A 25812-nucleotide genomic window follows, 5' to 3' on the forward strand; every position below is an offset into this window, starting at 1 on the left:
CATCGGATTCAGTCTCAGCAGAGAAGGACACCCCCCACACTCTGACTGCGACCACCGACAAGCGTGAGACGTCAACGATGTCCCGACGACACGACGTCAAGCATGTCCCGAGCCCTTACACGTCACACGTCGGCAACCCACCGGTGGCGGGTGGAGCCGTCGTGCTGGTACTCCGTCTCCAACTCTTGAAAGAACTCAGTGATGTACATGCTGGAGCGATACGGGAAGTACCGAACTTCGTCGACGTTCTGGGCATCGTCGCGTCCGAGGTTGCCCACGACGAGGTTTCCAAGAGCTTCGAGGTTGCGGCGACGGAACTTCACATGGGCATTGTTGCAAGCGACGCCGACGAATGCCCACACCTCGCGCGACCCTGCGGGCGATGCCCGATCAAGACCGAGGCGTTCGACTACCAGTTCGTCGGACCATCCGGGTAGCGTGTCGCAAGGGTCGGTTCCGAACTCGGCGGCCATGCCGTCGGCGGCAGGGAGATTGCACGCCCTGGTGGTTCTCGATCAATTTCCCACGGTGTATAGCGTGGACTTGCGGCGTTGAAGGTGTGCTGCAGGAGGATTTCCATCAGTGAGTTGAGTTGCCCGACTCCTTTGAGCCCGTGGCGTCGGTATGACTCATTCGCCTCGTAGACATCTGCGCGGCACATGTGCTGATCCGCCTCAAGCGTTCCGCGGTAGAGTGAGGGCATTCTCGAAGCCACTGACGAGCGCGAGTCAGATCTGTTGCCGGAGTGTCCTGTCTGCACGTAGCTCCTTCAAGGTGGGCGCCATTCAAGTGGCTCCTCGCCGAATCCCAGGTCAGGCAACAGGCTGTTTGATCGGATTGTGGACCACTGCTCGCGTACCAGGTTGCGCGCCGAGCTGAGATCGCCGTCGTTGGAATCCTCAGAGTAGAGCGATTCTGTCGCGAACTCGGCGGCCCCGCCGGTGTAGACCTCCCAAATCGCGACGGCTAGCGCGTGTGGAGTCACTGCTCTGAACGTGCGGCTCGTGCTAAGAATTCTCGCAATGGAGATCGTGAGATCTGGATTGGCAAGTTGAAGCCGCCGGCGGTGGTAATCGATAGGAGGCGGGCCGGTGAGCAGTTCCCGGGTCTGGTTCTCGATCTGATCCAGGGTGTCGGTCCAATCGCCGCTGCGCTTGATCTGGCGGATGAGTAGTGGTGGGTAGCGCGAGAATTCGTGAGGCAGTCCTAGCGCGAAAGCGATATGGCCCCAAGGTCTCGCGGTCCCAGACCGTGCAAGGAGCATGGAAAGGACGGCGCGATCCTTCGCAGTCGTGTAGTCGCGGAATCCCGTCCAGTGAACTTGAGGTATCGACGAGAGAGGAATGTGGTTGCCCGGGATCTCGTGGGCCGTCGGATAACGGGCACACCCACTAGCAACTCGAAACGTCAGTTGTGCCGTCGGCGATAGCTTTTCGGCGAGCGGGGTGATGGCGAGGTGGCCGATAACCGCATTCGTCCGACTACGGGGCAAATCTCGGCCGTCCCTGAGAAGCCAGGTTCCTGGAGTAAGGACGCTCTGCTCTACGGCGAGCGAATGAGCCGCATGAACGTCCTCCTCGCAGAGGATGGACTTTACCTTGAGGAGTTGCTCGAGGCACGCGGCGTCAGGGTCGCTTGCTGCTTGACAGCTCATAATGGGCTTGCCCAGCGTCAGAGCCGCGTCGAAGTATTCGCGTGTACTGAACCGCTGACCGCCAAAGCTGTTCGTCGAAGGCTCTGATGCACCGCGTGCGAGTTCGAGAATCCAAACCTGAGCTTCAACGATCTCGGGGGCAACCCTACGGAACTCGACGTCGCGCAAGTCGTGGCCGCAGTATGCGTGTCGAGTTCTTGGTGTTCGGGGGCGATTGTCGCGCTGCGGACAGGCCCAGTTGGGGTCGGTGCTATTGGGCCAACTCGTGCCCGCCCACGGCGTCTCGGCGCACCGAGGGCAGTTGGTAGGCATCAAGATCGCATGTTCGACACAGACGCGGTGTAGCGGCAGTGACCATGTCGAGTTCCAGTATCCTTGCTGAGCAAGGCATTCGGGACAGTAGGAAGGGTCGAGGGGCATCGATTCCGAAGACTTACCGTACCGTTCCCAGTGCGTGCGAAATGCGGAAACAGCCTCGGATATGAGTCCTGCCCGGAGGTATCGGGCTCGTTCGTCCGGTAGCCCCACCGTATCCACAATCAAATCACTGTGCTCAGCGATATGCGCAGAGACTCGTGTGGGGGACCAGGCACTCGTTGGAATCCCGAGTTCTCGGAGTAGCGCGCGTGCGGTGAGTCCGTAGCGGTGGCCGAAACGGCGCAGCCAACTCGGTGCGGTCTCATCGTCCCTGGGGGCGACGAGTATGGGAAGCCGCCGCGGGTTGTACCCGTCTGGTATCGCAATTGCGGAGGGTAGTTGCTCCGCGTCGGTTCTCTCACCTCTTGGGAGTGGTGAGCCGCTGAGCGGCATTGTCAACGACGACCTCCTCCAGGATGCTCGCAGTAATTTGCTCGGTGCCCGTCTTAATAGCCAGATAGGCGGCCCGATCGAGCAGGTTCGTCAGTGAACCGATGTGCCCTTGCGTTCGGCGGAAGAGTTCCTTGCCGAAATCGGATAGTGTCCCAGGCGTTTGCGCGGCGAGCATTAGGTGCAATTCGAGGGCGTTGAGAAGCGAGATCCAGGCGACGTTGCTGGCATCGGAGTCGGTGTTGAACGGCGCGACGCGTGCACGTGTGGCACGGCGGGCAGTCTGTGCGTACACGGCACCGTCATCGCCTCCCAGGCCCTCGTCGAAGAACTTCTTCTCTGTGAGGCGTACACCGACGTAAATGAACGTGACCGCCATTTCGTTGGCCAAGCCCTTCAGATGATTGCTTACTTCGCGACCGTGACGGTCTCGAAAGTCGATGAAGTGAAGGTCATCGATGACAATTATCTGAGTCTCGCAGCTCCGTACGCAGTCGACCGCGAGCGCACCCAAACCAGAAGTATTCGCACCAGCTACCCCCAGATGGCCATAGAAGGCGAGGATCTTTCTGTTCAGGCCCTTGAGGGTGATTCCAGCATCGAGCGGGATGAAGGCGACCGGAATACGCTGATCGCCTGCGGCGGTCTCGCTGCTGAGGCGGCGAATTGCAGTTCGATGGAACTGCCTTGCGTAGCGGATGGCGATGGTGGTCTTACCGAGACCTGGCGGGGCGTCGATCACGACCGATCCGCGGAGGCGGTCGCCATCGCGACGGTTGGACGCCATGACTTGATCGATGACAGCGAAGGCGTGCGTGAGTTGAGCTGTCTTGACAGTCGGGAGGTTGGCATTCCATACAAAGCGAGCTTCGTTGTAGTCTTCGCGCTCGTCGTCGCTGAGCGCTGCGATCTGTCCCTTCGTGAGGAGTTCCAGGCTCGCGCGCGGCGGCGAATGCACGAAGTCGTGCCAGCCCACTTTTGACGCCAGGTTGTAGCGATGCGGTTGATTGTTTCGAAGCCATAGTGCCCATGGGTTACTCATTCGTCGAATACCTCATAGCTCGAATCGTCTGCACCTTGGTACTTCTCAAACACATCGAGGTCATCGTCCAAATCCCAACCTGGAGGGCGACGTTCTGCTCTCCTCGCGAGAAGGTCGATAACTCCTGGCAGTGATGCAATCTCGTCGTCAGGTTGGCCATCGCCAGTATCGCTTGCCGTGGAACGGGTGCTGGCCAGGCGTCGTGCGAGGGCGCGGTCGCGCTTGGATTTGGTGTTGCCTTTGGACCACTCATCGAGGAGGTTGCGGACGGCGTCCTGTGGGTCGACATGCCGGTTTTCGCGGACGGCCAGAAGCTTGGTGTAGTCGGCGGCGTCCGAGGAGAAGGGCTGGTCGAGTCCACCTGCGTGCTCCCAGACCAGAGGCGACCATTTGCCAGATGAGGGGTCGCGGAAGTACACGCGTCGAACATCGCCGCTGTCTATGTGGATTGGCCATTTTCTAGCCTTCGGACCACCGAAGTTGGACTTGCTATTCCGGTAAGGGTTGAGCGCCGCGCCATCGTATCGGCGCCCATCCACTTCTATGCCATAGTGCTGGATCGTGCGCCACTCCACATTGAGAAACTCGTACGCAAGGTCCGGTGAGGACGGGATGGTGAGTCCACCGGCGCGAGCCAGGCCGATCTCGTACATTTCGAGCGGTGATAGCTCGAGGCCGGGCGTCTCAGGGAGACACAAGCCTTCGTGTTTCGACCGGTGGTACACCCGAGCTGTCCACTCGCGAATTATCGACTCAAGCTCGGCGACGTAGTAGAACGCTTGACTCTCAATGTCTTCACCGCGGTGATAGACGTCGGGTCCCTTGTAGCCCGGCAGTTGCTGAAGCAGGCCGAGCCGAATGGTCTTGAAGAAGCGTTCGACAGTTGGCTTGTCTGACGCCTTCTTTACGATCGCAGGCTGAATCGAGATTCCGAGTCGCGCACAGGCGGATCTGACATGGTGCGAGAGGTAGATCTTGCCATGGTCAACAACGATTGACTCGGGTAGGCAGCCTGGGATGCTCGGAGTGGCATCGTCTGCGGTCGGGTCGTCGCGTTCGATTGCGATCGAACTAGGCACGCCGTGAAACGGCCACGCTCCGTCGTCGACCGGTTCTTGGGGCGTGACCGACTGGTGTAACACATTGGCCACGTCGATTGCCTTGGTTGAAATCGGGGTCAGGCGCAGACCGACAATGCAGCGTGTATAGAGGTCTTGCGCCACAGTGAGTTCGACCGGCACCCAACGCAGCGTGATCGGCTCCATCGCGAACACGTCGAGGCGCGTTGTGTCGAGTACGAAGTACTCTCCGGGGCGCGTGGCGCGCAAACGGCCATACGGGGCCTCCGGCCGGTCGGCGGCGATTCGCCGTGCCTTTCCGCTGCCAAATGAATAGCGACCCTTGGAGAGCTCGTCCAGCCAGCGGTAGGCGGTCGCATTGGATGGGGTGGGCGCCAGATCGGCGCCACACCGCTCGGTCAGCAGATTGTTGGCCTGGTCGATTACTATGTTTCTGCTGGGTGTGGATTCGCGTGTGTACCGATTGAGTACGTCGAGGCACGCCTCCCGCCAGAGTGGGTCGATCGGCGAGCGCTGCTTCCTTGCTTCGACGAGGCCGGCTGGTCCTGACTCTTGATACGCCTTCACCCAGCGTTTGACGGTGCGGTCAGACATGTTGTGTGCGAGAGCGACCGTTTCGGAGCTGCGACCGATAGAGTCGCCGCTGTTGTGATGCATCTCCAGTACTGCTTCGACGACGGCGAGCCGTGCGTTGTAAGTCTCTTGCTGTTTCTTCGTAAGATTCGAAAGCAGTTGTCCGGACGTCTCGCAGGGCCTGCGAGGTGCGTCGAGCGGCTGAGAAGACCTCACGAGGTGTGGAGTGCTCACCGCTCGTGTGCCGCGATCCGATTCGACTATCGACCGACTGTCGCTGATCTCGACTATGCGGACCACGGATCCGTCGATCCACACCCGATCGCCAACAGCAAGTCGATAAGTGTTGCTCATACGGCCTCGGCTCGATGGATCAAGGTGTTGTCGCCGAATGGCCGGGTGAGATCGGCCGTGAAGGTGCCCGTCCACAGAAGCTCGAGGACGATGTGTCGAGGCCGTGCAATCCGCTCGGCTGCGAGTGTGGCTTCAGCGTGCGCGATTGAGAGCTCCTCTGGAAATCGTTCGAGCACCGTCTGGAACAGGGCCGCGCGCGACTCGCGGCGAGCCTGAGAAGCGAATCTGATGTTGTTGATCAACGCCGAGTCCTCGCCGGTCCAAACCTCATAATCGGCGGAGAGGCGCTTGGACACCACCTTGGTCCACGTGAACACGGCCTTGACCTCGTCTTTCTGCGCGATTCGTGGATTCTTGACGTCCACGACCAAATATGACCCATCAGCCCGCGTCAGTAGGAGATCGGGACAGTGGCGTCGGCCGGTACCTCTGTCGTCGCCGGTGATCCAGAAAGGTTGCGCCGTGATCCAAACGACTTCGGGATCGAAGTCGGCAAGCAAGATGCGGTCGCGTTCGAGAAGGCTTTCGTAAACCACGTGGTCGGCTGTTGTACGGGTCCAAAAAAGACCTGGATAGTGGCGTTGGCCGGCGTGGGACGGTGGCAGGCGCACTGGCTGGGCTCGGGCCATCGAGCTGATCGAGTGATCCCTGACCTGACTGATGGTCTCGTCACCGGCTTCGGTAACGAAGCGAATCTCGGTCGCACCGATCTGATCAGGCATTTTGCTATCGTGCCGCATGACAGCCCGATGAGAACGATGACACGCCTATGACAAGCCGATGAGAAAATGACACGTTCGGTGAGAAGCTACATGATCGCCCAGGGCGAACACCGTTCCGGAACAAACAAAGGGCACCCTCGGTTGAGTCGAGCAGACTGAACTTTGGAGGTGTGATGTCTGAGAACATTTCCGTTCCCGTGCTGTTCGTTCCCGATCTCGTGGTGCTGCCCGGGATGGTGGTGCCCGTGCCGCTCGACGACGCCGCGCAGGCCGCCGTCGACGCGGCTCGCGCGAGCGACAGCGCAGAACACGGTGCGGGCAAGATCCTGATCGCCCCGCGCCTCGACGACCGCTACCCGACACACGGCGTGATCGCCTCGGTGGTGCAGGTCGGTCGCATGCAGGGCCGAGACGGCCACGTCGCGGTGATCCGCGGCGAGCAGCGCGCGCACATCGGTGCCGGAACCACCGGTCCGGGTGCGGCGCTGTGGGTGGAGGTGGAGCTGGTTGAGGAGACCGAACCCACCGAGACCACCCGCGAACTGGCCGCCGAGTACCGCAAGGTGGTACTCGCGATGCTGCAGCGCCGGGAGGCGTGGCAGGTGATCGACGCCGTCAACCGCCTCACCGATCCGTCCGCCCTCGCCGATACCTCGGGCTATGCGTCGTGGATCAGCGATGAGCGCAAACGTCGGTTGCTGGAGACCGAGAACGTCGACGAGCGGCTGCGGCTGTTGATCGACTGGACCGGGGAGCACCTGGCGGAGACAGAGGTCAGCGACAAGATCGCGGCCGACGTGCGCGAGGGCATGGAGAAGACGCAGAAGGAGTTCCTCCTGCGCCAGCAGCTCAACGCCATTCGCAAGGAACTCGGGGAGGACGAGCCGGACGGTGCCGAGGACTACCGGACTCGCGTCGAGGGCGCCGATCTGCCCGAGAAGGTCCGTGAGGCCGCTCTTCGGGAGGTCGGGAAGCTCGAGCGAGGAAGTGATCAGAGCCCCGAATCCGGCTGGATCCGGACCTGGCTCGACACGGTGCTCGACCTTCCGTGGTCGGTCCGGACCGACGATTCGACCGACCTGATCGGGGCGAGGGAGATCCTCGACGCCGACCATCACGGTCTGGAGGACGTGAAGGACCGGATCGTCGAGTACCTGGCGGTCCGCGCCCGGCGTGCCGAACGCGGATTGTCGGTGGTGGGCGGTCGCGGTTCCGGCGCGGTGATGGTGCTGGCCGGACCTCCCGGGGTCGGTAAGACGTCGCTCGGCGAGTCGGTGGCCCGCGCGCTCGGTCGCAAGTTCGTCCGCGTGGCGCTCGGCGGTGTCCGCGATGAGGCCGAGATCCGCGGTCACCGCCGCACCTACGTGGGCGCGCTGCCCGGACGGATCGTCCGTGCCATCGGCGAAGCCGGTTCGATGAATCCCGTCGTCCTGCTCGACGAGATCGACAAGGTGGGCTCCGACTACCGTGGCGACCCCGCGGCGGCGCTTCTGGAAGTCCTGGACCCGGCGCAGAACCACACGTTCCGCGACCACTATCTGGATCTGGACCTGGACCTTTCGGACGTGGTCTTTCTCGCTACCGCGAACGTGGTGGAGAACATTCCGTCGGCGCTGCTGGATCGCATGGAGCTGGTCACGATCGACGGCTATACCGAGGACGACAAGGTCGCCATCGCGCGTGACTACCTGGTTCCGCGACAGCTGGAGCGGGCCGCGCTCACGGCGGACGAGGTGAGTGTCACCGAGGGTGCCTTGCGTGAGATCGCCGCGAACTACACCCGTGAGCCGGGTGTTCGGCAGTTCGAGCGGATGCTGGCGAAGGTGGCGCGGAAGGTCGCGGTGCAGGCCGGCGCCGGGAGCGGAGCGAGCGGGCCGGATTCGCACGGCGCCGGGAGCGGAGCGAGCGGGCCGGATTCGCACGGCGCCGGGAGCGAAGCGAGCGGGCCGATCGTGGTCGACGAGACTGCGCTGGTGGAGTACCTCGGGCGACCGCGGTTCACTCCGGAAACCGCCGAGCGCACCGAGGTTCCGGGCGTCGCCACCGGTCTGGCCGTGACGGGAATGGGCGGCGACGTGCTGTTCATCGAGGCGCTGAAAGCGGCGGGCTCGTCGGAGAAGGGTGAGCACGCGGCCGGACCGCAGCTGAAGCTGACGGGCCAGCTGGGTGATGTGATGAAGGAGTCGGCGCAGATCGCGCTCTCGTACGTGCAGGCGCACGCCGCCGATTTCGGCATCGATCCGGCTGATCTCAACGGCACGGTGCACATCCACTTCCCGGCCGGTGCGGTTCCTAAGGACGGACCGTCCGCGGGTGTCACGATGGTGACCGCGTTGGTGTCGATGCTGACCGGCCGGCGGGTGCGCAGCGATGTCGGCATGACCGGCGAGGTGACCCTGAACGGGCGCGTGCTGCCGATCGGCGGCGTGAAGCAGAAGCTGCTCGCCGCGCAACGGAACGGGTTGAAGACGGTCTTCATCCCGCAGCGCAACGAGGCCGATCTGGACGAGGTTCCGGCCGAGGTGCTCGAGGCGCTCGAGGTGAAGCCGATGACGGATGTCGCGGTGATCGTCTCGGAGGCCCTTGAGCCTGTGGAACAGGCGCGCGCCGCGGCGTGATGAGAATTTTGGCTCCTGGACGGGTCTCACAGACCTGTCCGGGAGCCAAAGTTTTCAGAGAAGTTCGGCGCGGCGGGCGGCGAGGGCATTGGCTAGCTCGCGCATGCAGTCGCCGGGCGCCAGATTGAGCTGCTTCCACGAGTAGGCCAGCGGGATCCAGCCGAGGCAGGCGATCGAGTTCGCCTTCGCGAGATCGCGGTTCCACCGGTCCTCGTGCCGATGGAAGGCGTAGCCGTGGATCTCCACGCCGACGCGCTCGGCGGGCCAGGCGAAGTCCCACGGCCGACCGCAGATCGGGAACTGCTGCTTCCATCCGGTGATCTGTTCGCTGCGGAGCATCCGCACGAAGAGTCGTTCGGCCTCGGACTCCGAGCCGTCGGCGGAGACACCCAGCAGCTTGCGCACTCGGGCGAGTCCGTGGACGCCGCGGTTCCGGTCCAGCGCGGCGACCAGTTCGGGCACGGTCACCACGCGCTTCTGAATCATCCGATCGAGGAAGACCAGACCCTCCTCGTGTTCTGACGCCGCGCCGAGAACCGAGAGCGCGGTGCCGGTCACCTGGATTCCGCGGACCTCGGTGATGTCTTCGTGCGGGTAGGTGCGCCGCTTGAGGTCGGCAGCCACCCCGCAGGTCGCATTCGGCTTCGCCGAGCGCGGCACCGCGGCGGTGATCGGTCCGGGAACGTCCCGGACCAGTCCGTGCCACCAGGCGGCAGCGGTGCGATCGATGGTGGCCGCCCTCGCGTGCGCGACCACGCGTATTCGCGCGGCGGCCTCCAGCGGGTGGGCGAGGGAGAGGAAGACTTCGCGGGCCTGCCGTATCCACAGGCCTCGCTCCACCTGCGAACGGATCTGGCCCACGGTGAGTCCGCAGGCCAGTGCTTGTCCGGTGGTGATCACGCCATCGTGAGCGGCGAGATGGTGCGCGACCGCGATCTCCGGATGCTCCGACCACCGGCTGTTCGCCCGACGATCGGCTGTCGACTGTGCTTCCCCCACCTTCAATTAGACGCACGTGCCGGGCTATCGGTTCCGGTCTGCAAAATTTTGGCTCCCGGAACGGTCTGTGAGACCGCTCCGGGAGCCAAAATTCTCTGCGGGTCAGTGCGTGGGTTCCTCGGAGGTGAATCGCTGCGCGTAAGCCACGCCGAGCGAGAGCAGAACCAGTCCGGCGACGATGAAGGCGATCACCCGGAACATTCCGTCGAGGGCGGCGAGATCGAACAGGAAGAGTTTCGCGACCGCCGCCGCGATCACCGACAACCCCGTGGCGAGGGTGAGGGTGCGGCTCGCTCCCTGCAGCCTCCGCGCCCACATCAGGGCCGCGGCGGCGGAGCCGAACCAGACGAGGGTCGCCGCTAGGTGACCGGCGCGGAATCCGGTGGTCGAGCCTCCGGTGGCGACTCCGGCGACTCCAACGCACAGTTCGGTGGTGAGCCACAGGCCGATGAGGCCGCCGATCAGCCAGATCTGTTGTGCGCGGCTCGGCGCTGCGGTGCCCCATTCGCGGGCCAGCACCATGGTGGCGGCCAGGCCGAGGAGTGAGCCGACGAGGAGGGTCGCGTGGACCGAGTCACTCAGCCCGCCGGGATACAGGAGCTGTTGCGCCCCGCCCGTCTCCAGCAGCGACGACAGTCCGAGGCCCGCGAACACGGTGGCCGCGATCCGCACTGCGCCCCGCAGATCGTCGGCCCAACGGGCCGCGAGACCCATGATCACCGCACCTGCCAGGAAGCCGAGCGAGATCGTGGAGGCGTCGAGTGCGACCCCGAGCGCCATCGAGATCAGCACCGCTCCTGCGGCCAGCCACACCACCCGGCAGACGAAGGGCACCGACGCCGGTCCGCGGGTAGCCACCGCGGCGACGACGAAGAGCACGGCGCCCAATCCGATCACCGCCGTCGACGATCCGGCCCCGGCGGTCCACTGACCTGCGATCATCGGCAGCGGGATCGCCGCGGCCACCGAAGTGAGTCCGAGCACCACGGCGCGACTGCTTGCGGGCGCCAGCATGATCGCCGAGCAGAGCGCCAGGGCGAGCCCGGTGAGCGCGGTGACCGCCAGGAACCACGCAGGACCGTCGCCGATCACCACGAACACGGTCATCGGAAGCGTGGTGGCGACCGTGTTGACGACGAACAGCGAGGTCCAGTCCCGACCGGCCTGCAGCCACAGGGTGGCCGCCGCGTACGTCAGCATGAAGCAGACCAGGAGTTCGTCGACGCCGCCCGCGACCACCGGCGCGAAGACCAGCAGCGGCACCGACACCATGAGTGCGAGCGCCTGACTGTCCCACCGGTGCGCCGACCACAGTCCGCCGCCGCCGATCAGTGCGCCGGCGACCAGCGCTGCCGACTCCGGCAGCCAGCCGTAGATCGCGGTGGCGGCGAGGACGTCGAGTAGGGCCGCGGCGACGCCGGTCGCGATCAGGGCGACGGCGCCGGGACGCTTCTCGGGTCGGCGTCCGACCCGCCATCCGACGGCGACCAGTGCGGCGGCGAAGACCGCGCCGCCGGCGACGCGAAGCTCGGGCCGGAGCAGACCGGCCTGTGCTGCCAGAACCAGCAGCAGCACGATCCCGATCAGCGTGATCGCGACGCCGACCGCCGCCAGAACCCGGCCGACCAGCCCGCGTTCGGCGGCGTCGGAGAGTCGTTTGCCGAGGCTGGGCGCCGGCGTGGCCGACGGCGCCGGGAACGGGCGCGGAGCGTACGACGGCGGGCCGTACGGATGAGGCGGGTAGGGCTGCGGGGCGTACGACGGGACACCGTACGACTGGGGACCGAAGGGCTGTCGCGTGAACGGCGTGCCCACCGTCGGCGGCACCGTCGCGTACTGCAACTGCGGCTGCGGCTCAGGCTGCGGCTGGGGCTCAGGCTGGGGCGCGGGCTGCGGTCCCGTCGCCGCGACCGGGGGCGCATCCGCGTCCTGCGGCGTCTCCGACTCTCGGGCGAGCGCCGCGGTGAACGCCTCGAAGTCGGCCGACACCGCCGACATCCGGCCCGCGATGCTCTTCAGCTCGTCGCCGAGGCGGGCCGCCGCGACTGCTGGATCGTTGTTGTTCGTCATGCCTTCCAGCGTCGCGGTGCGGCGCCTCGCGGACATGCGCAGAATTACGCAGAAGGTGTGGGGAGTTGGCCGTGGGGTCGGCGGTTACTCCTGGTCGAGGCCGTGCTCGATCGCGTATCGCGCCAACTCCACCCGGTTGCCGAGCTGCAGCTTCCGCAGCGCGGCGCCGACGTGGTTCTCGACGGTGCGCGGACTGATCGACAGCCGCGTCGCGATCTGCCGCGACGACAGTCCCTTCGCGACATGCCGCAGCACCTCCGTCTCGCGCTGTGTCAGCGTCGGTGCGTCGGGTTCGGGCGAGCGGGCGATCCTCCGGTACTCGCCGAGTACCAGTCCGGCGAGGCCGGGAGTGAACACGGCCTGCCCGTCGCCCGTCGCGCGGACGGCCGCGACCAGCTCCGACCGCTGCGCGCTCTTCACCAGATACCCGGTGGCCCCGGCCTTGATGGCCTCGAGCACGTCGTCGCGCTCGTCGGACGCCGAGAGGACCAGCACGTGCGCGCCGGAGTGCGCCGCGAGGACGGCCGCCGTCGCTTCGGCACCCGAGCCGTCGGGCATCTGCATGTCCATCAGGACGACGTCGGGCCGCACCGCCGCGGCACGCGCGGCCGCGCTCGCGCAGCCGTCGGCGGTGGCGACGACGTCGAAGCCCTCCTCCGACAGGTCGCGTGCCACGCCCTCTCGCCACATCGGGTGGTCGTCGACCACCATCACGCGCAGTGCGGCATCGCTCATCGGGACTGCGCCTCTCTCTCGCCGGCCGGGACCGTCAGCTCCCATTCTGTCCCGGCACCGGGCGCCGACTCCAGCCGAGCGGTGCCGCCGAGTGCCTCGATCCGCCCGATGATCGACCGCGAGATACCCATCCGCCCTTCCTTCACCGCCGCCGACAGCCGGCCGGGCTCGATCCCCACACCGTCGTCGCGGACGCTGACGACGATCTCGGTGTCGAGGTCTTCCAGCAGGACGAAGGCGTGCGCGTCGCCGCCCGCGTGGCGTTCGACGTTGTCGAGGATGTTGCCGACCGCGGCGAGCACCTCGCCGGCGACCGCGGCGTCGATCAGGACCCGCTCGCCGGGTGTGCTGACTCGAACACGGTCGGTCGCCAGGGCGCGCAGGCCCGGTCCGAGGTCGAGGAGGGCGCCCCCGTCTGCCACCGGCGCAGGCGTCGCCGCGATGAGTTGCCGCAGCACGCGTTCCTGTTCGGCCGCCAGACTCGCGAGTTCGTCAGTGGGACCGCCGATCTCGCGCCCGCGACGAGCGATCAGGGCGAGGACCTGCAGCACGCCGTCGTGCACCTCGCGGGCGAGCCGTTCGCGTTCGGCCGATGCCGCGGCGAGTTCGACGGCCGCGGTGAGCCGGGAGTGCATCAGCCGGGCGCGAGAGGCGGCCATGCCGAGGGCGATCGACGCGGCGGCGAGCAGGATGGCCGTCGCGTTGCGTCCGAAGTTCAGCAGGAATTCGCCCTTGACGTAGTAGTTCGTCAGTCCGATCACCGCTGCGGCCGCGAAACCCCAGCGCGCCCCGCCGAGCAACGCCGCGGACAGTGCCGCGTTGGTCATCCAGAGAGTGGTGGGCCAGGTCTGGTTGTCGGCGATCCACTGGCCGGAGGCGACGAACTCGGTCGAGAGCATCATCGCGGCCGACACGATCACCTCGCCCGCGACGAACCACCGGCGGCGACCGAATCCGGCGAGGTAGCCGGTGGTCCACCAGACGTTGGCCGCGGTCAGGACGGCGAACAGGATCCAGGTGACGGCGGGATGTTCCAGGTCGCCGTTGATCGCGACCTGGAAACCGAGTGCGTAGACGAAGGCGACGAGACGGAAGATCTGCGCCGCCCGCCACATGGGGCCGACTGGGTCGGCGTCGTCCAGACCCCGCCAGAGGGCGGTGGGATCGGCGGCGGGCAGGGCGCGGCGGTCCACGGTTCAGAACTGCCGGTAGCGGAACGGGGACGTCGTCATGGCTCCATCTAACAAGGGGCGCGTCACAGCGGCGACGGCTCTCGACGTTTCGTCGGTCGGAGGCGACCTCCTGATCGATGTCCTACGCTCGGCACGTGATCTTCTGGCCGCGACGACGGCGCCGCCCGCCGGCGCAGCAGCCTTCGCGGGTGCCGTTGCCCGGACTGTGGTCGCGCGGCGTGGAGTTCGGCGACGACGCCCTGACCTTCGTCGACTACGTTCACCCGGCGGCCTCGGTGTGTGCCGAGCCGGTGCTGTCGGTGAGCGGGATCCGCGACGTCGACCCGGCTGGATTCCCGCCGGAGATCCGCACGACGGCGGGCGAGACGCTGTTCGTGTCCAAGCTGCGTGAGGGCGACCTCCGGCAGTTCGCCGAGCGTCACCGGATTCCGCAGATCGCCCGCCCCGACATCTGGATGCGGCTGCTCGAGCCCTTTCTCGACACCACGATCGGCCACGGTCGGCAGGCCGATACCGACGGCTGGCTGCGGGAGCGCGGGTTGTCGGAGGCGGAGATCGCTCGGGCCCGCGCCCGCGTGGGATCGATGATGACCGCCTACAACGAGCTCCTGTGGGAGTGGGAGGATCTGAACCTCTCCGACCTCGTTCTGGCCTCCGCATCCAGTCCCGACGCGGGTCTGTACTGGTGGGCGATGGAGATCGCCGACCGCGCGGCCGTCGAGTAGGGCGGGTTCAGCTCGCCACGTACACCTTCATCGCGACGATCTGCCTGCGTTCGAAGGTCGCCATCGCCACCGCGTGTTCGTCGCCGCGCGTGAGGCTCACCGTCACGTATCGTCCGGCAGCCAGGCACTTGCCGGTCCGCCACCCGTCGAGCTCGTCGCGCAGGTCTGCCAGCGGCCCGACGCGCCCGGCACCGTACTCGACCCGTACGTCGGACCCGGACCGCCCTGCGCACGCCGCGTCTAGGAACGCGAGCGTCCGCCGCTTCTCCGCAGCACCCGCGCGAACGAACCCTCGGGCGAAGCCTGCGGCCCCGCCGAGTCTCTGATTCCGCAGCAGCGCCCCGGCCAGCCGCGTCGAGATCGGGAGTGCGTCGAGGCCCTCGGCGAGGAGTTGTCGCACCATGGTCGGCAGTTCCCAGTGAGCGAACAGGCCCGCGATCAGATCGGCCGACGCCATCTCGTACCGCAGGTGCACAGGCACCGTCAGCGTCACGGCGTCGCTCATGACGATCTCCAGCGTGAGGTCGCGGATCACGGTGTCGCCGCAGACGATGTCGTGCGCCGGATGGAAGACGATCGTGTTGGGAGCGATGAAGGTGTCGTAGAAGCGGGAGAGCTGCTCGTCTCCGCGGTGCGGGCTCGACCCCACCGGGTCGTTGACGATCGCGTCCGGTGCGAACAGCGACAGCCACCGCTGTTTGTCGTGCGCGGCCACGGCCGCCGGCGACCCTTCGACGGTGGCCAGCATCTGCTCTCGCAGTCCCATCCCACTCCGTTCCTGAGTCGACCATCGCAATAGAACGTGTTCTAGTCTAACCGTCGGTCCGTCGTCCGGAAATGGGGAAGGCGCGTCCGGGTCGGGGTGCACCGGACGCGCCTTCGCATGGGTGGGTCAGGAGACTGCGCAGGTCTCCGTGTCGACCTTCTTCACCGTGGTCCCGTTGGTGATCGAGACGGTATTGGTGGCGGAGTTGACGCTCGGGACGTCGTCCTCGGCCAGCGGTGCCCGGCACTTCTCGACGCCGTCGTGGAAGAGGATCAGCGTCGACTTACCGGCTGCCGCCTCGACACCGATGGTCACCTCGGCCGGTTTTGCCTCGGCAACTGGCTCGCTCGTGCTCGACGGGGATCCGGTCTCGTCATCCGCGGAGGGCTCGCTGGAAGCCGGAGTCGAGGGCTCCGTCTCAGCAGTCGTAGACGACGTGGGTGAGGCGTTCTCCGGCGTGGTGCTCGCGGACGGTGAATCCGTGGAACTCGCCGAAGGCGAGGCAGCCGCCGGGCTATTCAGTTTGCGGGACCGGCTGAACTCGCTGGCACCGTCAACGGCTGGCGCTGCGGGTGTAAAGCTCGATTGATCCTCCCAGGTCGCGTTCGCCTGGACTCCCGCACCTCCTTGGCATGAACCGTTTCGCTGTGCGTTGCTCCCCACGGTGATTTTGCGGTAGCCGGATGAGACCAGCCGGGAAGCGTCAGTCGTACCGCTCGCCACGTTCACAGTCTGAACTGTCAGAACGTAGTTCCCCCAGGCGAGGTCGTAGTTCACCGCGAGGACCCACGTGGTGCCGGTCTGATATGCGGGCGCACGCTCGATGCCGCTCATCCCGTCCTTCCACAGGGTGACGCGGTAGCTCATCCCCGGGCCTGCGCTTGGCCATGACACGTTGGCCTTGTGGAAGCCCAGACTGCCACTTTCCGAGCATGAAATAGATGACGGCAACGGCGTCGGAAAGAAGTTCTCTGTCGCGATCTGAGAGACCTTTGCGGCTGCCGCATCGGTACTCGCCGCCATGGTGTCGGTGGTCTGTACGACGCCGAGGGCGACTGCGGTCACGCCGCCGAGCGCAAGCAGCACACGCTTGGCCGGGATCTTGGATCGGACGGACTGGAGATTAGGCACGGTCGGCCTCCTGGTACTGCGGCTCGCGGTGATCGGCGGGCTCGTCGGATGAATGTGTCTGGGATGCGTCGCCGGTGTCGGGCGTCGAGCCGTCCGTTGATCGTCGGATCGGGCCGAACGCCAGCATCAGCAGTGCGCCGGCGAGAATGCCGCCGAGGAATATCGCGGTCTTGCTCGACAGCCACGCGGCGGCGTAGCCGAGGATCGGCACGTGAGCGACGATGCGGTCGGCTTCGGCGACGGTGTACGGCGAGGGATCGGGCGCACGATTGGCGTCGCCCTTCAGAGTCAGCGACACTTCGCCGCCGCCGATCGGGTTCACCGCGACCACGCGGTGAGAGATGCGCGTGCCCGCCTCGTTCTCGACGCTGACCACGTCACCAACGTGCACGTCGGTAGCGGGTACGGTCCGCGCAAGCGCGAGGGAACCGGTGGGGATCTGCGGCGACATCGATCCTGAACGGAACACCAGCGGGGTGATGTTGAACGCCATCGAGGCGATCGCGGCGACGATGCAGATCAATCCGATCACGGCACCGGCGTTGAGCGCGAGCTCACGCCGGGACCGTAGTCCGGACTGATCGTCGGGGTGCTGGCGCATCGTGGATCAGGCCTGAGTGGCTGCGAACTGGAAGTTGATCGAGAGCGCAGACATCCGGGCTCCGATCGGCGCAGTCGGGCTCACGCTCGCCTGAATGCACAGATCGTCCGCGGCCGAGACATTCACCTGCCGCGCCGCGGTGATCATGTCGACCGTGCCGATGGACAGCTTCTGCGGCGCCAGGATCTGCGTTCCGCCGCTGCACGTGGACCCGTCGCTCGTTCCGCCGCTACGGATCTCGATCGTCAGATTGTCGGCGAACGTGGCTGCGTTGGCACTGCCGTAGGTGGCGGTGCCGGCGTCGGCGACCAGTGCCTTCATCGTGTACTTGAAGTCGTCGGAACCGGTGTTCTGAACCGGCAGAACTCCGGCGGTGGTGGCCCCGCGCGCGAGGTTGATCTTGCTGAGCGCGGCGAATGCATAATTCGGACGCTGGCCGTTGAGCTTCATCTCGATGTTCACCGCGCTCGTCGAGAACATTCCGGTAGTCGCGGTCGCGGTGTCCGACCACGCGGCCATCGTGCCGACGGCGCCGAGACCGAAGACCATTCCGAGTGAGGCGATCGCTCGGGCGCGCGTCCAACCGGTGTCGCCGAGGCGCCCGCGCAGTCGCGACCCCGACCGCTCGCGGTCGTGAGTTTCGTTGGATGAGGACATCTGTTTCTGCCTAATCATTCGGGAGGGAGTCACTTGATGAAAGGAATCGGTTGGGTGATCTCGGCACTGGGGATCACCGGCGTCGCCGACGGCGGGTCGGGGACCGCCGAGTAGGCGAGCGGCGGACGTCCGGACTGATCGGCACCGCACGCATAGCAGCGGTTCTCAGATCCTGCGGAGTGCCGGCCGCCGACCTCGGCGTGCGCCGGAACCGCCTGCGTGGGAGCCGGCGGCATCGGCGGATCGGGCGGAGCGGCGCCGGGCTCGGGGTTCTCGGGAGGCTTCGGCTTCTTGCGGTCGCGGATGCTGCTGATCCACATCCACAACGCGTACGCACCGAGACCGCCGGCGATCACGAACACCGCGATGCTCCGCGACGAGCCGGAGATCAGGGAGTTGATCCGGCCGAGGTAGGGAACCGAGTACAGCAGTCTGCCGCGGACCTGCTCTTCGACGAGTTGGACCGGGTCCGTCGCATTGTTGGCATCGCCCTTGGTGATGAACCGGCGCTTACCGCTCGCGTCGTAGACGATGCTGATGATCCGATGCGTCGTGACCGACGGATTGCCCGACTCCGGCTGGAACGTGATGACGTCGCCGGCCTTCAATTGATCGCCCGGCGTCGGCTTCACCACGATCAGCGTTCCCGGCGGGTACGTCGGCTGCATCGACCCGGTGAGCACCGTGTACGCGGTGGAACCGGTCAGCCGCGGAACCACCACGAGCACAGCGAGCACGCCGACCGCGACGAGCAGCAGCGTCCACGAGGCGATCGTCTTCACCCACCAGATGGGTGGAGTCGCGTCGGAGTTCTCCGCGTCGCTTGCGGAGGGAAGCGCCTCCGTCTCGCTGGTGTGATGGGTTCCGCGACTGAACATCATGAGTTGCTGACCGACTGGGCGCCGAAGGTGAACGTCGCGTTGGCCGACTGCGACGTCGATGCGTTGGTCGCGATGGTGGTACGCAGGCACAGCACTTCGGTAGTACCCGCCGCGACGTTGCGGGCTGCGGTGGCAGCGGTGTTCATCGCACCCGAGTAGATCTCGTCACCGACATCGCCGGTGGGGGTGCATGCGGCCTCGCTGCCGACTACTGCGACACGCAGCTGCAGCGGGGTGGTGCCGTTGACGGCCACCGAGTTCAGCTTGTACTGCATCGTCACGTTGCCGGAATTGATGACCGGCAGCGGCTTTTGGACGCTGTCACCGGGGTTCGCGTCAGTCAGCGTCAGGCCGTCGAGCGTGAACTGCTTGACGCCGCCCTGGTTCACCGAGATGTCGAGCTTGCCTGCGGTGATCGTGCCACCGTTGCTCGTTGCTTCCGAACGCCAGAGGGCGCCGGTCTGCTGGAGGGAGATGAATCCCACCAGCAGAACCGCCGCCGCTGCGAGCGCCCATTTGATTTGGGGCTTCACGAAATCCTCTTAATCACGGGAGGAGTGGTTTAGTTCTGCTGCAGAGTGACCGTGGCGCCGGAGAGGTCAGCGGTCTTGTCCTGTCCGTCCTTGTTGCTTGTGTCTGCTCTGAATGTGATGTCGGTCGAGACCTTCTTGGTCGTGTTGTTGTCGGCAGGGGTCACAGTGATTCCGGGGCCACCACCTGCGGTCGTCGGATCGAGGTACTGTGCGAGATCGCCGGAGACACCGCCCACACTGGGAGTCAGGGTCGCCGTCAGGTTGGTTCCTACGGCCGTGATCTTGTAGCTGGCCGTGTACCGGACGGTGTCGCCCGGCACGAGACGGTCGGTGCCAGGGTTGAAGGTATCGCCATCCTTCGTGCCGCCGACCCACGTCCAGGTACCGGTGTCGACCGCGGTGAGGTTCAGCTGACCGGCGGTGACAGTGCCGCCGTTGGTGTTGACGTTGCTGTTCCAAGCCGCCATGGTGCCTGCGCCACCGGCGAGGATAGCTGCGCCGGCGGCTGCGGCGAGAGCGCCCTTCGTAACCTTGTTCATGTCTTCCCTTAATTGAATCGGGACACCCGAAGGTGTGGGAGAGGGTGACCCGCGCGGCGGGAGATGCCCGCGCGGGGGCGGTCACCGAAGTGACCGTCTACGGCCGGGATTCACCGGGGTGGATGGCCGAAGTCTGTGTGATCGGCCGGCGTACGACGGGTGCGCGAGCCGGCCGATCCGCCGTTCAGCGCCCGCCGGCGTGGATGGCCGGGGCGTTCAGGCTCACCTGAACGCTCTTGGCGGCATCACTGCTGCCGCCTCCGAGGCTGCCGAACATGCTGCCGAGCGAACCGGAACCGAGCGAGCCCGAGTCGAGAGATCCGGAACCGCCATCACCTCCGGGATCAGTCGGGTCCACGGGATCCACTGGAGCGTCGCCTGCGACCTCTTCGAGAGAGGTGCTCCAGTCAGGTTTGATCGTGAAGTTCTGTTCGGTCTCCCCTTGTGGAATGCCGACGAACAGTTCCACGTCGATCGGTGTGTTCTGGATGAGCCGACCAGTCTCGACGACGAGGATTCCGGGGCCGCCTGCCAGGCTGTGCTTGCTTCCCTTCACCGAGCCGGCGTTCGCGCGGACGGTGGCCGAACCTCCGCCCGGGAGTTCCCAGTTGCCGGCGAACACCTGGAATTTGGCGGGCGTGTCGCAGGAGTTCTTGATCTTGAACGAAGCCTGCTTCACCTCGTGGCCCGGGACCGGGCGGTCGGTGTTCCACGAGAGGACGTCCAAATTCCCCCACGTGGTTCCGCCGTCCTGCGAGTACTTGGTGCAACTCTGGTCGAGATTCTCGCCGACCGCAGCATGAGCGCTGCCGGCGCCGATGGCAGCGAGCGACACTGCCGCTGCTCCGGCGGCAGTGACGACGACTGCGCGTCGAGCGGTTGAGGTCAATCGTGCGATGGGTGCCATGCCGAGAATGATGGGACGCCGCAGCGCCCCACGGTGCCACTAACTCTGGGGACACAGTGCGAGGGAGCACTTCTGTGCCGGAAATGCGGCGTCGCGGGCGAATGTGTAACGAGGGATGTTTCCGCAGGTCGACGGGATCGAGGGGCCTCTGCTCAGGTCGTTCTCAGGTATCCGGTGACGCGCGTCACCATCTGTTCGTATGAATGGAACAGGTCATGGTTTTGACGCTCGATACGTGCCCGGCTGGTCTGCCGATGGCGCAGATGCTGACTTCACGTCCGACCGTCTCCCTGCGGTGACGGACATCACCCAGGATTGAGTCAACTTCGCTCAACTCTCCGGAATGAATCGTCCCTGCGTACAGTTGAACCCATCGAGAAACTTGAGTGAAAGCGGCTCAACAAGGTTGACGGGGTGAACATCCTCGATTAAACCTGAGTCGAAGGCGCTGAGGTTTCACAGACCAACAAGGCCCTCCCGGCCCAAAGAACTACCCGGCCCCACCAGCAAGCCGGAACTAGGAGGAACACACATGTCACGTGCTGTCGGAATCGACCTCGGCACCACCAACTCCGTGGTGTCGGTTCTCGAAGGCGGCGAGCCCGCCGTCATCGCCAACGCTGAGGGGTCGCGGACCACTCCGTCGATCGTCGCGTTCGCGCGCAACGGCGAAGTCCTCGTCGGACAGCCGGCCAAGAACCAGGCCGTCACCAACGTCGACCGCACCATCCGCTCGGTGAAGCGCCACATGGGCGACACCGATTGGACCGTCGAGATCGACGGCAAGAAGTACACCCCGCAGGAGATCAGCGCCCGCACGCTGATGAAGCTGAAGCGCGACGCCGAGGCCTACCTGGGTGAGGACGTCACCGACGCGGTCATCACCGTGCCGGCGTACTTCAACGACTCGCAGCGTCAGGCCACCAAGGAGGCCGGCCAGATCGCGGGCCTCAACGTTCTGCGCATCGTCAACGAGCCCACCGCGGCCGCTCTGGCCTACGGTCTCGACAAGGGCGAGAAGGAACAGACCATCCTGGTCTTCGACCTCGGTGGCGGCACCTTCGACGTCTCGCTGCTCGAGATCGGCGACGGAGTCGTCGAGGTCCGTGCCACGTCGGGCGACAACAACCTCGGTGGTGACGACTGGGACGAGCGCATCGTCGAATGGCTCGTCGACAAGTTCAAGGCCAGCTCGGGTATCGACCTGACCAAGGACAAGATGGCCATGCAGCGTCTGCGCGAGGCCGCTGAGAAGGCGAAGATCGAACTCTCGTCCTCGCAGAGCACCTCGATCAACCTGCCGTACATCACCGTCGACGCCGACAAGAACCCGCTCTTCCTCGACGAGCAGCTCTCGCGCGCTGAGTTCCAGCGCATCACGAGCGACCTGCTCGAGCGCACCCGGACTCCGTTCCAGGCCGTCATCAAGGACGCGGGCATCGCGGTCAGCGACATCGACCACGTGGTGCTCGTCGGCGGTTCCACCCGCATGCCTGCCGTGACCGACCTGGTCAAGGAGCTCACCGGTGGTCAGGAGCCCAACAAGGGCGTCAACCCGGACGAGGTCGTCGCCGTCGGCGCCGCCCTGCAGGCCGGCGTCCTGCGCGGCGAGGTCAAGGACGTGCTGCTGCTCGACGTGACCCCGCTGTCCCTCGGCATCGAGACCAAGGGCGGCGTGATGCACAAGCTGATCGAGCGCAACACCACCATTCCGACCAAGCGGTCGGAGACCTACACCACCGCTGAGGACAACCAGCCGTCGGTGCAGATCCAGGTGTACCAGGGTGAGCGCGAGATCGCCTCGCACAACAAGCTGCTCGGATCGTTCGAGCTCGGCGGCATCGCGCCTGCACCGCAGGGCGTTCCGCAGATCGAGGTCACCTTCGACATCGACGCGAACGGCATCGTTCACGTCACCGCGAAGGACAAGGGCACCGGCAAGGAGAACAGCATCCGCATCCAGGACGGCTCGGGTCTGTCGAAGGACGAGATCGACCGGATGATCAAGGACGCCGAGGCTCACGCCGAAGAGGACCGCGTCCGCCGCGAGGAGGCCGAGACCCGCAACCAGGCGGAGTCGCTGGTCAACCAGACCGAGAAGTTCCTCAAGGAGAACGAGGACAAGGTCCCCGCCGACGTCAAGGACAAGGTCAACGCGGCCATCACCGGAGCCAACGAGGCGCTGAAGGGCACCGACACCGGCGCCATCCGCAGCGCGATCGAGAAGCTGTCGGAGGAGTCGCAGGCCATGGGCCAGGCGATCTACGCGGCGGCTCAGGCCGAGGGCGAGGCCGGTGCGACCACCGGTGACGCCGGAGCCGACGACGTCGTCGACGCCGAGGTCGTGGACGATCCCGCCGAAGGTGAGAACAAGTGACAGCCGGTAACAACGCCGGGGAGAACACCGCCGAAGAGCCGGTGACGGTGACCGACAACCGCCGCGTCGACCCGGAGACGGGTGAGGTGCGCGACGGCGCGGGAACCCAGCAGGCTGAAGCCGCCGCGGACGACGCGGCGGCCCAGCCGGCCGGCGACCAGGCCACCCCGGCCGATGCGCAGGTGGCGGAGCTGACCGAGGCCCTGCAGCGGGAGCGCGCGCAGTTCGCGAACTTCCGTCGCCGCAGTGCCGAGGAGCAGCTGCAGGCCGTCGACCGCGGTAAGCAGATCCTCGTGGAGAAGCTGCTGCCCATCCTCGACGACCTCGACCGCGCCCGGGACCACGGAGACCTCGACGAGGGCCCGCTGCGGGCGTTCGCCGACAAGCTGGTCGACGTTCTCTCGGGTGAGAAGCTGGCGAAGTTCGCGGAGCCGGGCGAGGAATTCGACCCGGAACTCCACGAAGCCATTCAGAATGATGGCAGCGGGGACACCCCTGTCATCGGCAACGTCTTCCGGACGGGCTACCGCCTGGGAGACAAGGTGATCCGTCACGCCATGGTGACGGTCACCGACCCGGCGCCGAGCGACGCTGCGCCGGAGCAGTGATGCGAGCGCGGGGTCGCCGTTGCACGGCGGCCCCGCGGCCCCACTGCCACCGTGTGTCCGAACAGGAGCGACACATGACAACCACAGACTTTTCAAGGAGGTGACGCCTGATGGCTCCCCAGCGTGAATGGCTGGAACGCGATTTCTACGCAGACCTCGGCGTTTCTTCCGACGCCAGTGCCGACCAGATCAAGAAGGCTTACCGGAAGCTCGCCCGTGAGTTGCACCCGGACGCCAACCCGGGCGACACGGCGGCCGAAGAACGCTTCAAGAGAGTGTCGGAGGCGCACAGCGTGCTCTCCGACGAGACCAAGCGCCGCGAATACGACGAGGCCCGGACCCTGATGGCCAGCGGCCGGTTCCGCGGCGGCAACGGTTTCGGCGGCGGAACGCCGGGCGGTGCCGGCGGATTCGACTTCGGCGACCTGTTCGGCGCGGCCGGCGGTGCGGGCGGGGGCGGTGGCCTCGGCGACATGCTCGGCGACCTGCTGGGCGGACGCGGCGGCGGCTTCGGCGGGTCGGCCGGCGGACCCCGCCAACGGCGCGGCAACGATCTCGAGACCGAGACCACCCTCGCATTCCGCGACGCGGTGCAGGGCACCACCGTGACGCTGCGCGTCACCAGCCCGTCGCCGTGCACCAAGTGCCACGGCAGCGGCGCACGGCCGGGCAGCAGCCCGCGCACGTGCCCCACCTGCAACGGCACCGCCTTCGTCACCCGCAACCAGGGGCACTTCGGATTCTCCGAACCCTGCCCCGACTGCCAGGGCACCGGCACCAAGATCGACGATCCGTGCCCGGACTGCCAGGGCACCGGCATCACCGTGCGCCCGCGGACCATCAACGTCCGCGTCCCGCAGGGCGTGGAGGACGGTCAGCGGATCCGGCTCGCCGGGCAGGGCGAGGCCGGGATGCGCGGCGCGCCGTCCGGCGACCTGTACGTGACCGTGCACGTGATGGCCGACAAGGTGTTCACCCGCAGCGGCAACGACCTCAAGGTCTCACTGCCGGTGTCCATCTCGGAGCTGATTCTCGGAGCGACCATCTCGGTTCCGACGCTCGACGGTTCCGTCGGCGTCAAGATCCCGGCGGGCACCTCCGACGGACGGACCCTGCGGCTGAAGGGCCGCGGTGTGCCGAAGCGATCCGGCGGATCCGGTGATCTGCTGGTGACGGTGAAGGTCGCGGTGCCGACCAAGCTCGACGACGCGGCGACCGAAGCGATGAAGAAGTATGCGGAGGCCGAACGGGCCAGTGGATTCGACCCCCGCGCAGGATGGGGGCGGTGATGACCCATGGCAGTCGACGATCGAGGAGACCAGTCGCGCAATGACGACGTCGGCGACGCCGCCACGTTCATGATCTCGGTGGCGGCGGAGCTGGCCGGCATGCACGCCCAGACCCTCCGGACCTACGATCGGCTGGGTCTGGTGACCCCGCAGCGCACGCGCGGCGGCGGGCGTCGCTACTCCAACCGCGACGTCGAGATGCTTCGCGAGATCCAGCGGTTGTCGCAGGACGAGGGCGTGAACCTCGCGGGGATCAAACGGATCATCGAACTCAGCGACGAGGTGGAGGCCCTGCGCCGACGGGTCAGTGACCTGACTCGGCAGATGGAGTCGGCGTCGCGGGCACGTCACGGAGAACTGGTTCCGGTGCCCCGCACCAACGCCCTCGTGGTGTGGCAGCCGCGGGGAAAACGGAGCCGCTGACGCGGTAGCACCACGACGCGATAGAGCCACAAGGCCGCCGACTGCCGTCGGCGGCCTTGCCCGTTTCGGTTCCACTATCCTCGGCGGCGTGTGCCCCGAGCACCCACCGTCTATCGAGAGGTCCCCATGAATCTGATCCACGCCGCAGGCCGCGCCCTCACCGGCATCCCGTACATGATCCTGGGCTACGACGCCGCCACGGCGCCGGGTGCCCGTGTCGAGGCCGCGTCGCCGCTGCTCGACAAGGTCCGGACCGTGATCCCGCTGCCGACCGACAACGAGACGATCGTCCGGGCCAACGGTGCCGCCCAGGTGCTGGGCGGCGCGATGATCGCCACCGGTCTCGGTGCACGGCCCGGTGCGGTCCTGCTGGCGGCGTCGCTGGTTCCGACCACCTTCGCCGGGCACGCCTTCTGGGAGATCGACGATCCGATGCAGCACAAGATGCAGCAGATCCAGTTCCTGAAGAACGTGTCGATGCTCGGCGGTGCGTTGGCCGTGCTGGTCGCGTCCCGGCATCAGTCGTAGG

General features: G+C 66.1%; 24 protein-coding genes and 1 pseudogene. 8 read left to right on the forward strand and 17 right to left on the reverse strand.

Annotation, left to right across the window (positions count from 1 at the left end; translation table 11 throughout):
* A partial coding sequence (locus ABFX36_RS17445) for a hypothetical protein (RefSeq protein WP_210739739.1) occupies positions 1–437 on the forward strand: 437 nt, incomplete at its 5' end.
* A gap of 332 nt (positions 438–769) precedes the next feature.
* Here ABFX36_RS17445 and ABFX36_RS17450 read toward each other — a convergent pair.
* The 5 genes and pseudogenes from ABFX36_RS17450 to ABFX36_RS17465 all read right to left on the reverse strand — a co-directional run bounded on the left by ABFX36_RS17450 (position 770) and on the right by ABFX36_RS17465 (position 6231).
* Positions 770–1822, reverse strand: coding sequence for a hypothetical protein (locus tag ABFX36_RS17450; RefSeq protein WP_020169780.1), 1053 nt, complete (start codon positions 1820–1822; stop codon positions 770–772).
* A gap of 159 nt (positions 1823–1981) precedes the next feature.
* Positions 1982–2464: pseudogene (locus ABFX36_RS19085) on the reverse strand (TniQ family protein); the annotation flags it as partial.
* Positions 2430–3503 carry an ATP-binding protein gene (locus ABFX36_RS17455; protein ID WP_006369929.1) on the reverse strand — a complete coding sequence of 358 codons (1074 nt, stop codon included), beginning with the start codon at positions 3501–3503 and terminating at the stop codon, positions 2430–2432. The gene ABFX36_RS17455 and the pseudogene ABFX36_RS19085, both read right to left, overlap by 35 nt.
* Positions 3500–5509 carry a helix-turn-helix domain-containing protein gene (locus tag ABFX36_RS17460; RefSeq protein WP_079931101.1) on the reverse strand — a complete coding sequence of 670 codons (2010 nt, stop codon included), beginning with the start codon at positions 5507–5509 and terminating at the stop codon, positions 3500–3502. The genes ABFX36_RS17455 and ABFX36_RS17460 overlap by 4 nt, the downstream gene beginning before the upstream one ends.
* A complete protein-coding gene (locus tag ABFX36_RS17465) occupies positions 5506–6231 on the reverse strand; it encodes a TnsA-like heteromeric transposase endonuclease subunit (protein WP_006369927.1) in 726 nt (241 codons plus the stop codon). Before ABFX36_RS17465 ends, ABFX36_RS17460 begins: the two co-directional genes overlap by 4 nt.
* Positions 6232–6404: 173 nt before the next feature.
* On the opposite strand from ABFX36_RS17465, the gene lon reads away from it, so the two are divergent.
* The gene (gene lon / locus ABFX36_RS17470) at positions 6405–8849 is read left to right on the forward strand and encodes an endopeptidase La (RefSeq protein WP_346077595.1); all 2445 of its coding nucleotides are present in this window, start codon (positions 6405–6407) and stop codon (positions 8847–8849) included.
* A gap of 54 nt (positions 8850–8903) precedes the next feature.
* On the opposite strand, the gene ABFX36_RS17475 is transcribed toward lon, so the two are convergent.
* From ABFX36_RS17475 to macS, 4 genes are all read right to left on the reverse strand, one after another.
* On the reverse strand, positions 8904–9848 hold the full coding sequence (locus tag ABFX36_RS17475; RefSeq protein WP_052692449.1) for a hypothetical protein: 945 nt from the start codon (positions 9846–9848) through the stop codon (positions 8904–8906).
* Between the two features lie 102 nt (positions 9849–9950).
* Positions 9951–11918 carry a DUF2339 domain-containing protein gene (locus ABFX36_RS17480; RefSeq protein ID WP_346077597.1) on the reverse strand — a complete coding sequence of 656 codons (1968 nt, stop codon included), beginning with the start codon at positions 11916–11918 and terminating at the stop codon, positions 9951–9953.
* An 84-nt stretch (positions 11919–12002) separates the two neighbouring features.
* Entirely contained in the window at positions 12003–12653 is a 651-nt protein-coding gene (locus tag ABFX36_RS17485; protein ID WP_346077599.1) for a response regulator, read from the reverse strand.
* Positions 12650–13846, reverse strand: a complete 1197-nt coding sequence (macS, locus tag ABFX36_RS17490) for a MacS family sensor histidine kinase (protein ID WP_045539663.1) — start codon at positions 13844–13846, stop codon at positions 12650–12652. The genes ABFX36_RS17485 and macS overlap by 4 nt, the downstream gene beginning before the upstream one ends.
* A 134-nt stretch (positions 13847–13980) precedes the next feature.
* Here macS and ABFX36_RS17495 point away from each other — a divergent pair, with 134 nt between their 5' ends.
* A complete protein-coding gene (locus ABFX36_RS17495; RefSeq protein ID WP_346077601.1) occupies positions 13981–14571 on the forward strand; it encodes a hypothetical protein in 591 nt (196 codons plus the stop codon).
* A gap of 7 nt (positions 14572–14578) precedes the next feature.
* Here the strand turns inward: ABFX36_RS17495 and ABFX36_RS17500 are convergent, their stop codons facing one another.
* From ABFX36_RS17500 to ABFX36_RS17535, 8 genes are all read right to left on the reverse strand, one after another.
* Positions 14579–15337 carry a nuclear transport factor 2 family protein gene (locus ABFX36_RS17500; protein WP_346077603.1) on the reverse strand — a complete coding sequence of 253 codons (759 nt, stop codon included), beginning with the start codon at positions 15335–15337 and terminating at the stop codon, positions 14579–14581.
* 126 nt (positions 15338–15463) lie between these two features.
* Positions 15464–16468, reverse strand: a complete 1005-nt coding sequence (locus ABFX36_RS17505) for a hypothetical protein (protein ID WP_045539669.1) — start codon at positions 16466–16468, stop codon at positions 15464–15466.
* Positions 16461–17069, reverse strand: a complete 609-nt coding sequence (locus ABFX36_RS17510; protein ID WP_045539670.1) for a signal peptidase I — start codon at positions 17067–17069, stop codon at positions 16461–16463. Before ABFX36_RS17510 ends, ABFX36_RS17505 begins: the two co-directional genes overlap by 8 nt.
* A 6-nt stretch (positions 17070–17075) precedes the next feature.
* A complete protein-coding gene (locus ABFX36_RS17515) occupies positions 17076–17726 on the reverse strand; it encodes a SipW-dependent-type signal peptide-containing protein (RefSeq protein WP_045539672.1) in 651 nt (216 codons plus the stop codon).
* 29 nt (positions 17727–17755) lie between these two features.
* Positions 17756–18607 (reverse strand): signal peptidase I, encoded by an 852-nt coding sequence (locus ABFX36_RS17520; RefSeq protein WP_346077604.1) that lies wholly within the window; start codon positions 18605–18607, stop codon positions 17756–17758.
* Positions 18604–19140 carry a hypothetical protein gene (locus ABFX36_RS17525; protein ID WP_045539676.1) on the reverse strand — a complete coding sequence of 179 codons (537 nt, stop codon included), beginning with the start codon at positions 19138–19140 and terminating at the stop codon, positions 18604–18606. The genes ABFX36_RS17520 and ABFX36_RS17525 overlap by 4 nt, the downstream gene beginning before the upstream one ends.
* A 29-nt stretch (positions 19141–19169) precedes the next feature.
* The gene (locus ABFX36_RS17530) at positions 19170–19679 is read right to left on the reverse strand and encodes an alternate-type signal peptide domain-containing protein (protein WP_006896061.1); all 510 of its coding nucleotides are present in this window, start codon (positions 19677–19679) and stop codon (positions 19170–19172) included.
* 184 nt (positions 19680–19863) lie between these two features.
* Positions 19864–20586, reverse strand: a complete 723-nt coding sequence (locus ABFX36_RS17535; protein WP_006896062.1) for a hypothetical protein — start codon at positions 20584–20586, stop codon at positions 19864–19866.
* Between the two features lie 532 nt (positions 20587–21118).
* Between ABFX36_RS17535 and dnaK the strand changes: the two genes are divergently transcribed.
* From dnaK to ABFX36_RS17560, 5 genes are all read left to right on the forward strand, one after another.
* On the forward strand, positions 21119–22963 hold the full coding sequence (dnaK, locus tag ABFX36_RS17540) for a molecular chaperone DnaK (protein ID WP_346077607.1): 1845 nt from the start codon (positions 21119–21121) through the stop codon (positions 22961–22963).
* A complete protein-coding gene (grpE, locus tag ABFX36_RS17545; RefSeq protein ID WP_006896064.1) occupies positions 22960–23571 on the forward strand; it encodes a nucleotide exchange factor GrpE in 612 nt (203 codons plus the stop codon). Before dnaK ends, grpE begins: the two co-directional genes overlap by 4 nt.
* A 110-nt stretch (positions 23572–23681) precedes the next feature.
* Complete coding sequence (dnaJ, locus tag ABFX36_RS17550) at positions 23682–24860, forward strand: molecular chaperone DnaJ (protein WP_006896065.1); 1179 nt, start codon at positions 23682–23684, stop codon at positions 24858–24860.
* A gap of 6 nt (positions 24861–24866) precedes the next feature.
* Complete coding sequence (locus ABFX36_RS17555) at positions 24867–25283, forward strand: heat shock protein transcriptional repressor HspR (protein WP_278125170.1); 417 nt, start codon at positions 24867–24869, stop codon at positions 25281–25283.
* 126 nt (positions 25284–25409) lie between these two features.
* Positions 25410–25811 carry a DoxX family protein gene (locus ABFX36_RS17560; RefSeq protein ID WP_045539870.1) on the forward strand — a complete coding sequence of 134 codons (402 nt, stop codon included), beginning with the start codon at positions 25410–25412 and terminating at the stop codon, positions 25809–25811.
* The last annotated feature ends 1 nt before the right edge of the window (position 25812 follow it).

The sequence above is a fragment of the Gordonia cholesterolivorans genome, from assembly GCF_039531975.1.
GTDB lineage: Bacteria > Actinomycetota > Actinomycetes > Mycobacteriales > Mycobacteriaceae > Gordonia > Gordonia sihwensis.

Excerpts from the sequence above, each read along its gene's own strand:
- ABFX36_RS17485 (WP_346077599.1), bottom strand. The coding sequence starts at position 12,653 with ATGAGCGATGCCGCACTGCGCGTGATGGTGGTCGACGACCACCCGATG.
- ABFX36_RS17535 (WP_006896062.1), bottom strand. The coding sequence starts at position 20,586 with ATGGCACCCATCGCACGATTGACCTCAACCGCTCGACGCGCAGTCGTC.
- ABFX36_RS17480 (WP_346077597.1), bottom strand. The coding sequence starts at position 11,918 with ATGACGAACAACAACGATCCAGCAGTCGCGGCGGCCCGCCTCGGCGAC.
- dnaJ (WP_006896065.1), top strand. The coding sequence starts at position 23,682 with ATGGCTCCCCAGCGTGAATGGCTGGAACGCGATTTCTACGCAGACCTC.
- ABFX36_RS17515 (WP_045539672.1), bottom strand. The coding sequence starts at position 17,726 with ATGTCCTCATCCAACGAAACTCACGACCGCGAGCGGTCGGGGTCGCGA.
- ABFX36_RS17520 (WP_346077604.1), bottom strand. The coding sequence starts at position 18,607 with ATGATGTTCAGTCGCGGAACCCATCACACCAGCGAGACGGAGGCGCTT.
- ABFX36_RS17510 (WP_045539670.1), bottom strand. The coding sequence starts at position 17,069 with ATGCGCCAGCACCCCGACGATCAGTCCGGACTACGGTCCCGGCGTGAG.
- ABFX36_RS17530 (WP_006896061.1), bottom strand. The coding sequence starts at position 19,679 with ATGAACAAGGTTACGAAGGGCGCTCTCGCCGCAGCCGCCGGCGCAGCT.
- dnaK (WP_346077607.1), top strand. The coding sequence starts at position 21,119 with ATGTCACGTGCTGTCGGAATCGACCTCGGCACCACCAACTCCGTGGTG.
- ABFX36_RS17455 (WP_006369929.1), bottom strand. The coding sequence starts at position 3,503 with ATGAGTAACCCATGGGCACTATGGCTTCGAAACAATCAACCGCATCGC.
- lon (WP_346077595.1), top strand. The coding sequence starts at position 6,405 with ATGTCTGAGAACATTTCCGTTCCCGTGCTGTTCGTTCCCGATCTCGTG.
- ABFX36_RS17500 (WP_346077603.1), bottom strand. The coding sequence starts at position 15,337 with ATGGGACTGCGAGAGCAGATGCTGGCCACCGTCGAAGGGTCGCCGGCG.
- ABFX36_RS17560 (WP_045539870.1), top strand. The coding sequence starts at position 25,410 with ATGAATCTGATCCACGCCGCAGGCCGCGCCCTCACCGGCATCCCGTAC.
- ABFX36_RS17460 (WP_079931101.1), bottom strand. The coding sequence starts at position 5,509 with ATGAGCAACACTTATCGACTTGCTGTTGGCGATCGGGTGTGGATCGAC.
- ABFX36_RS17465 (WP_006369927.1), bottom strand. The coding sequence starts at position 6,231 with ATGCCTGATCAGATCGGTGCGACCGAGATTCGCTTCGTTACCGAAGCC.
- ABFX36_RS17555 (WP_278125170.1), top strand. The coding sequence starts at position 24,867 with ATGGCAGTCGACGATCGAGGAGACCAGTCGCGCAATGACGACGTCGGC.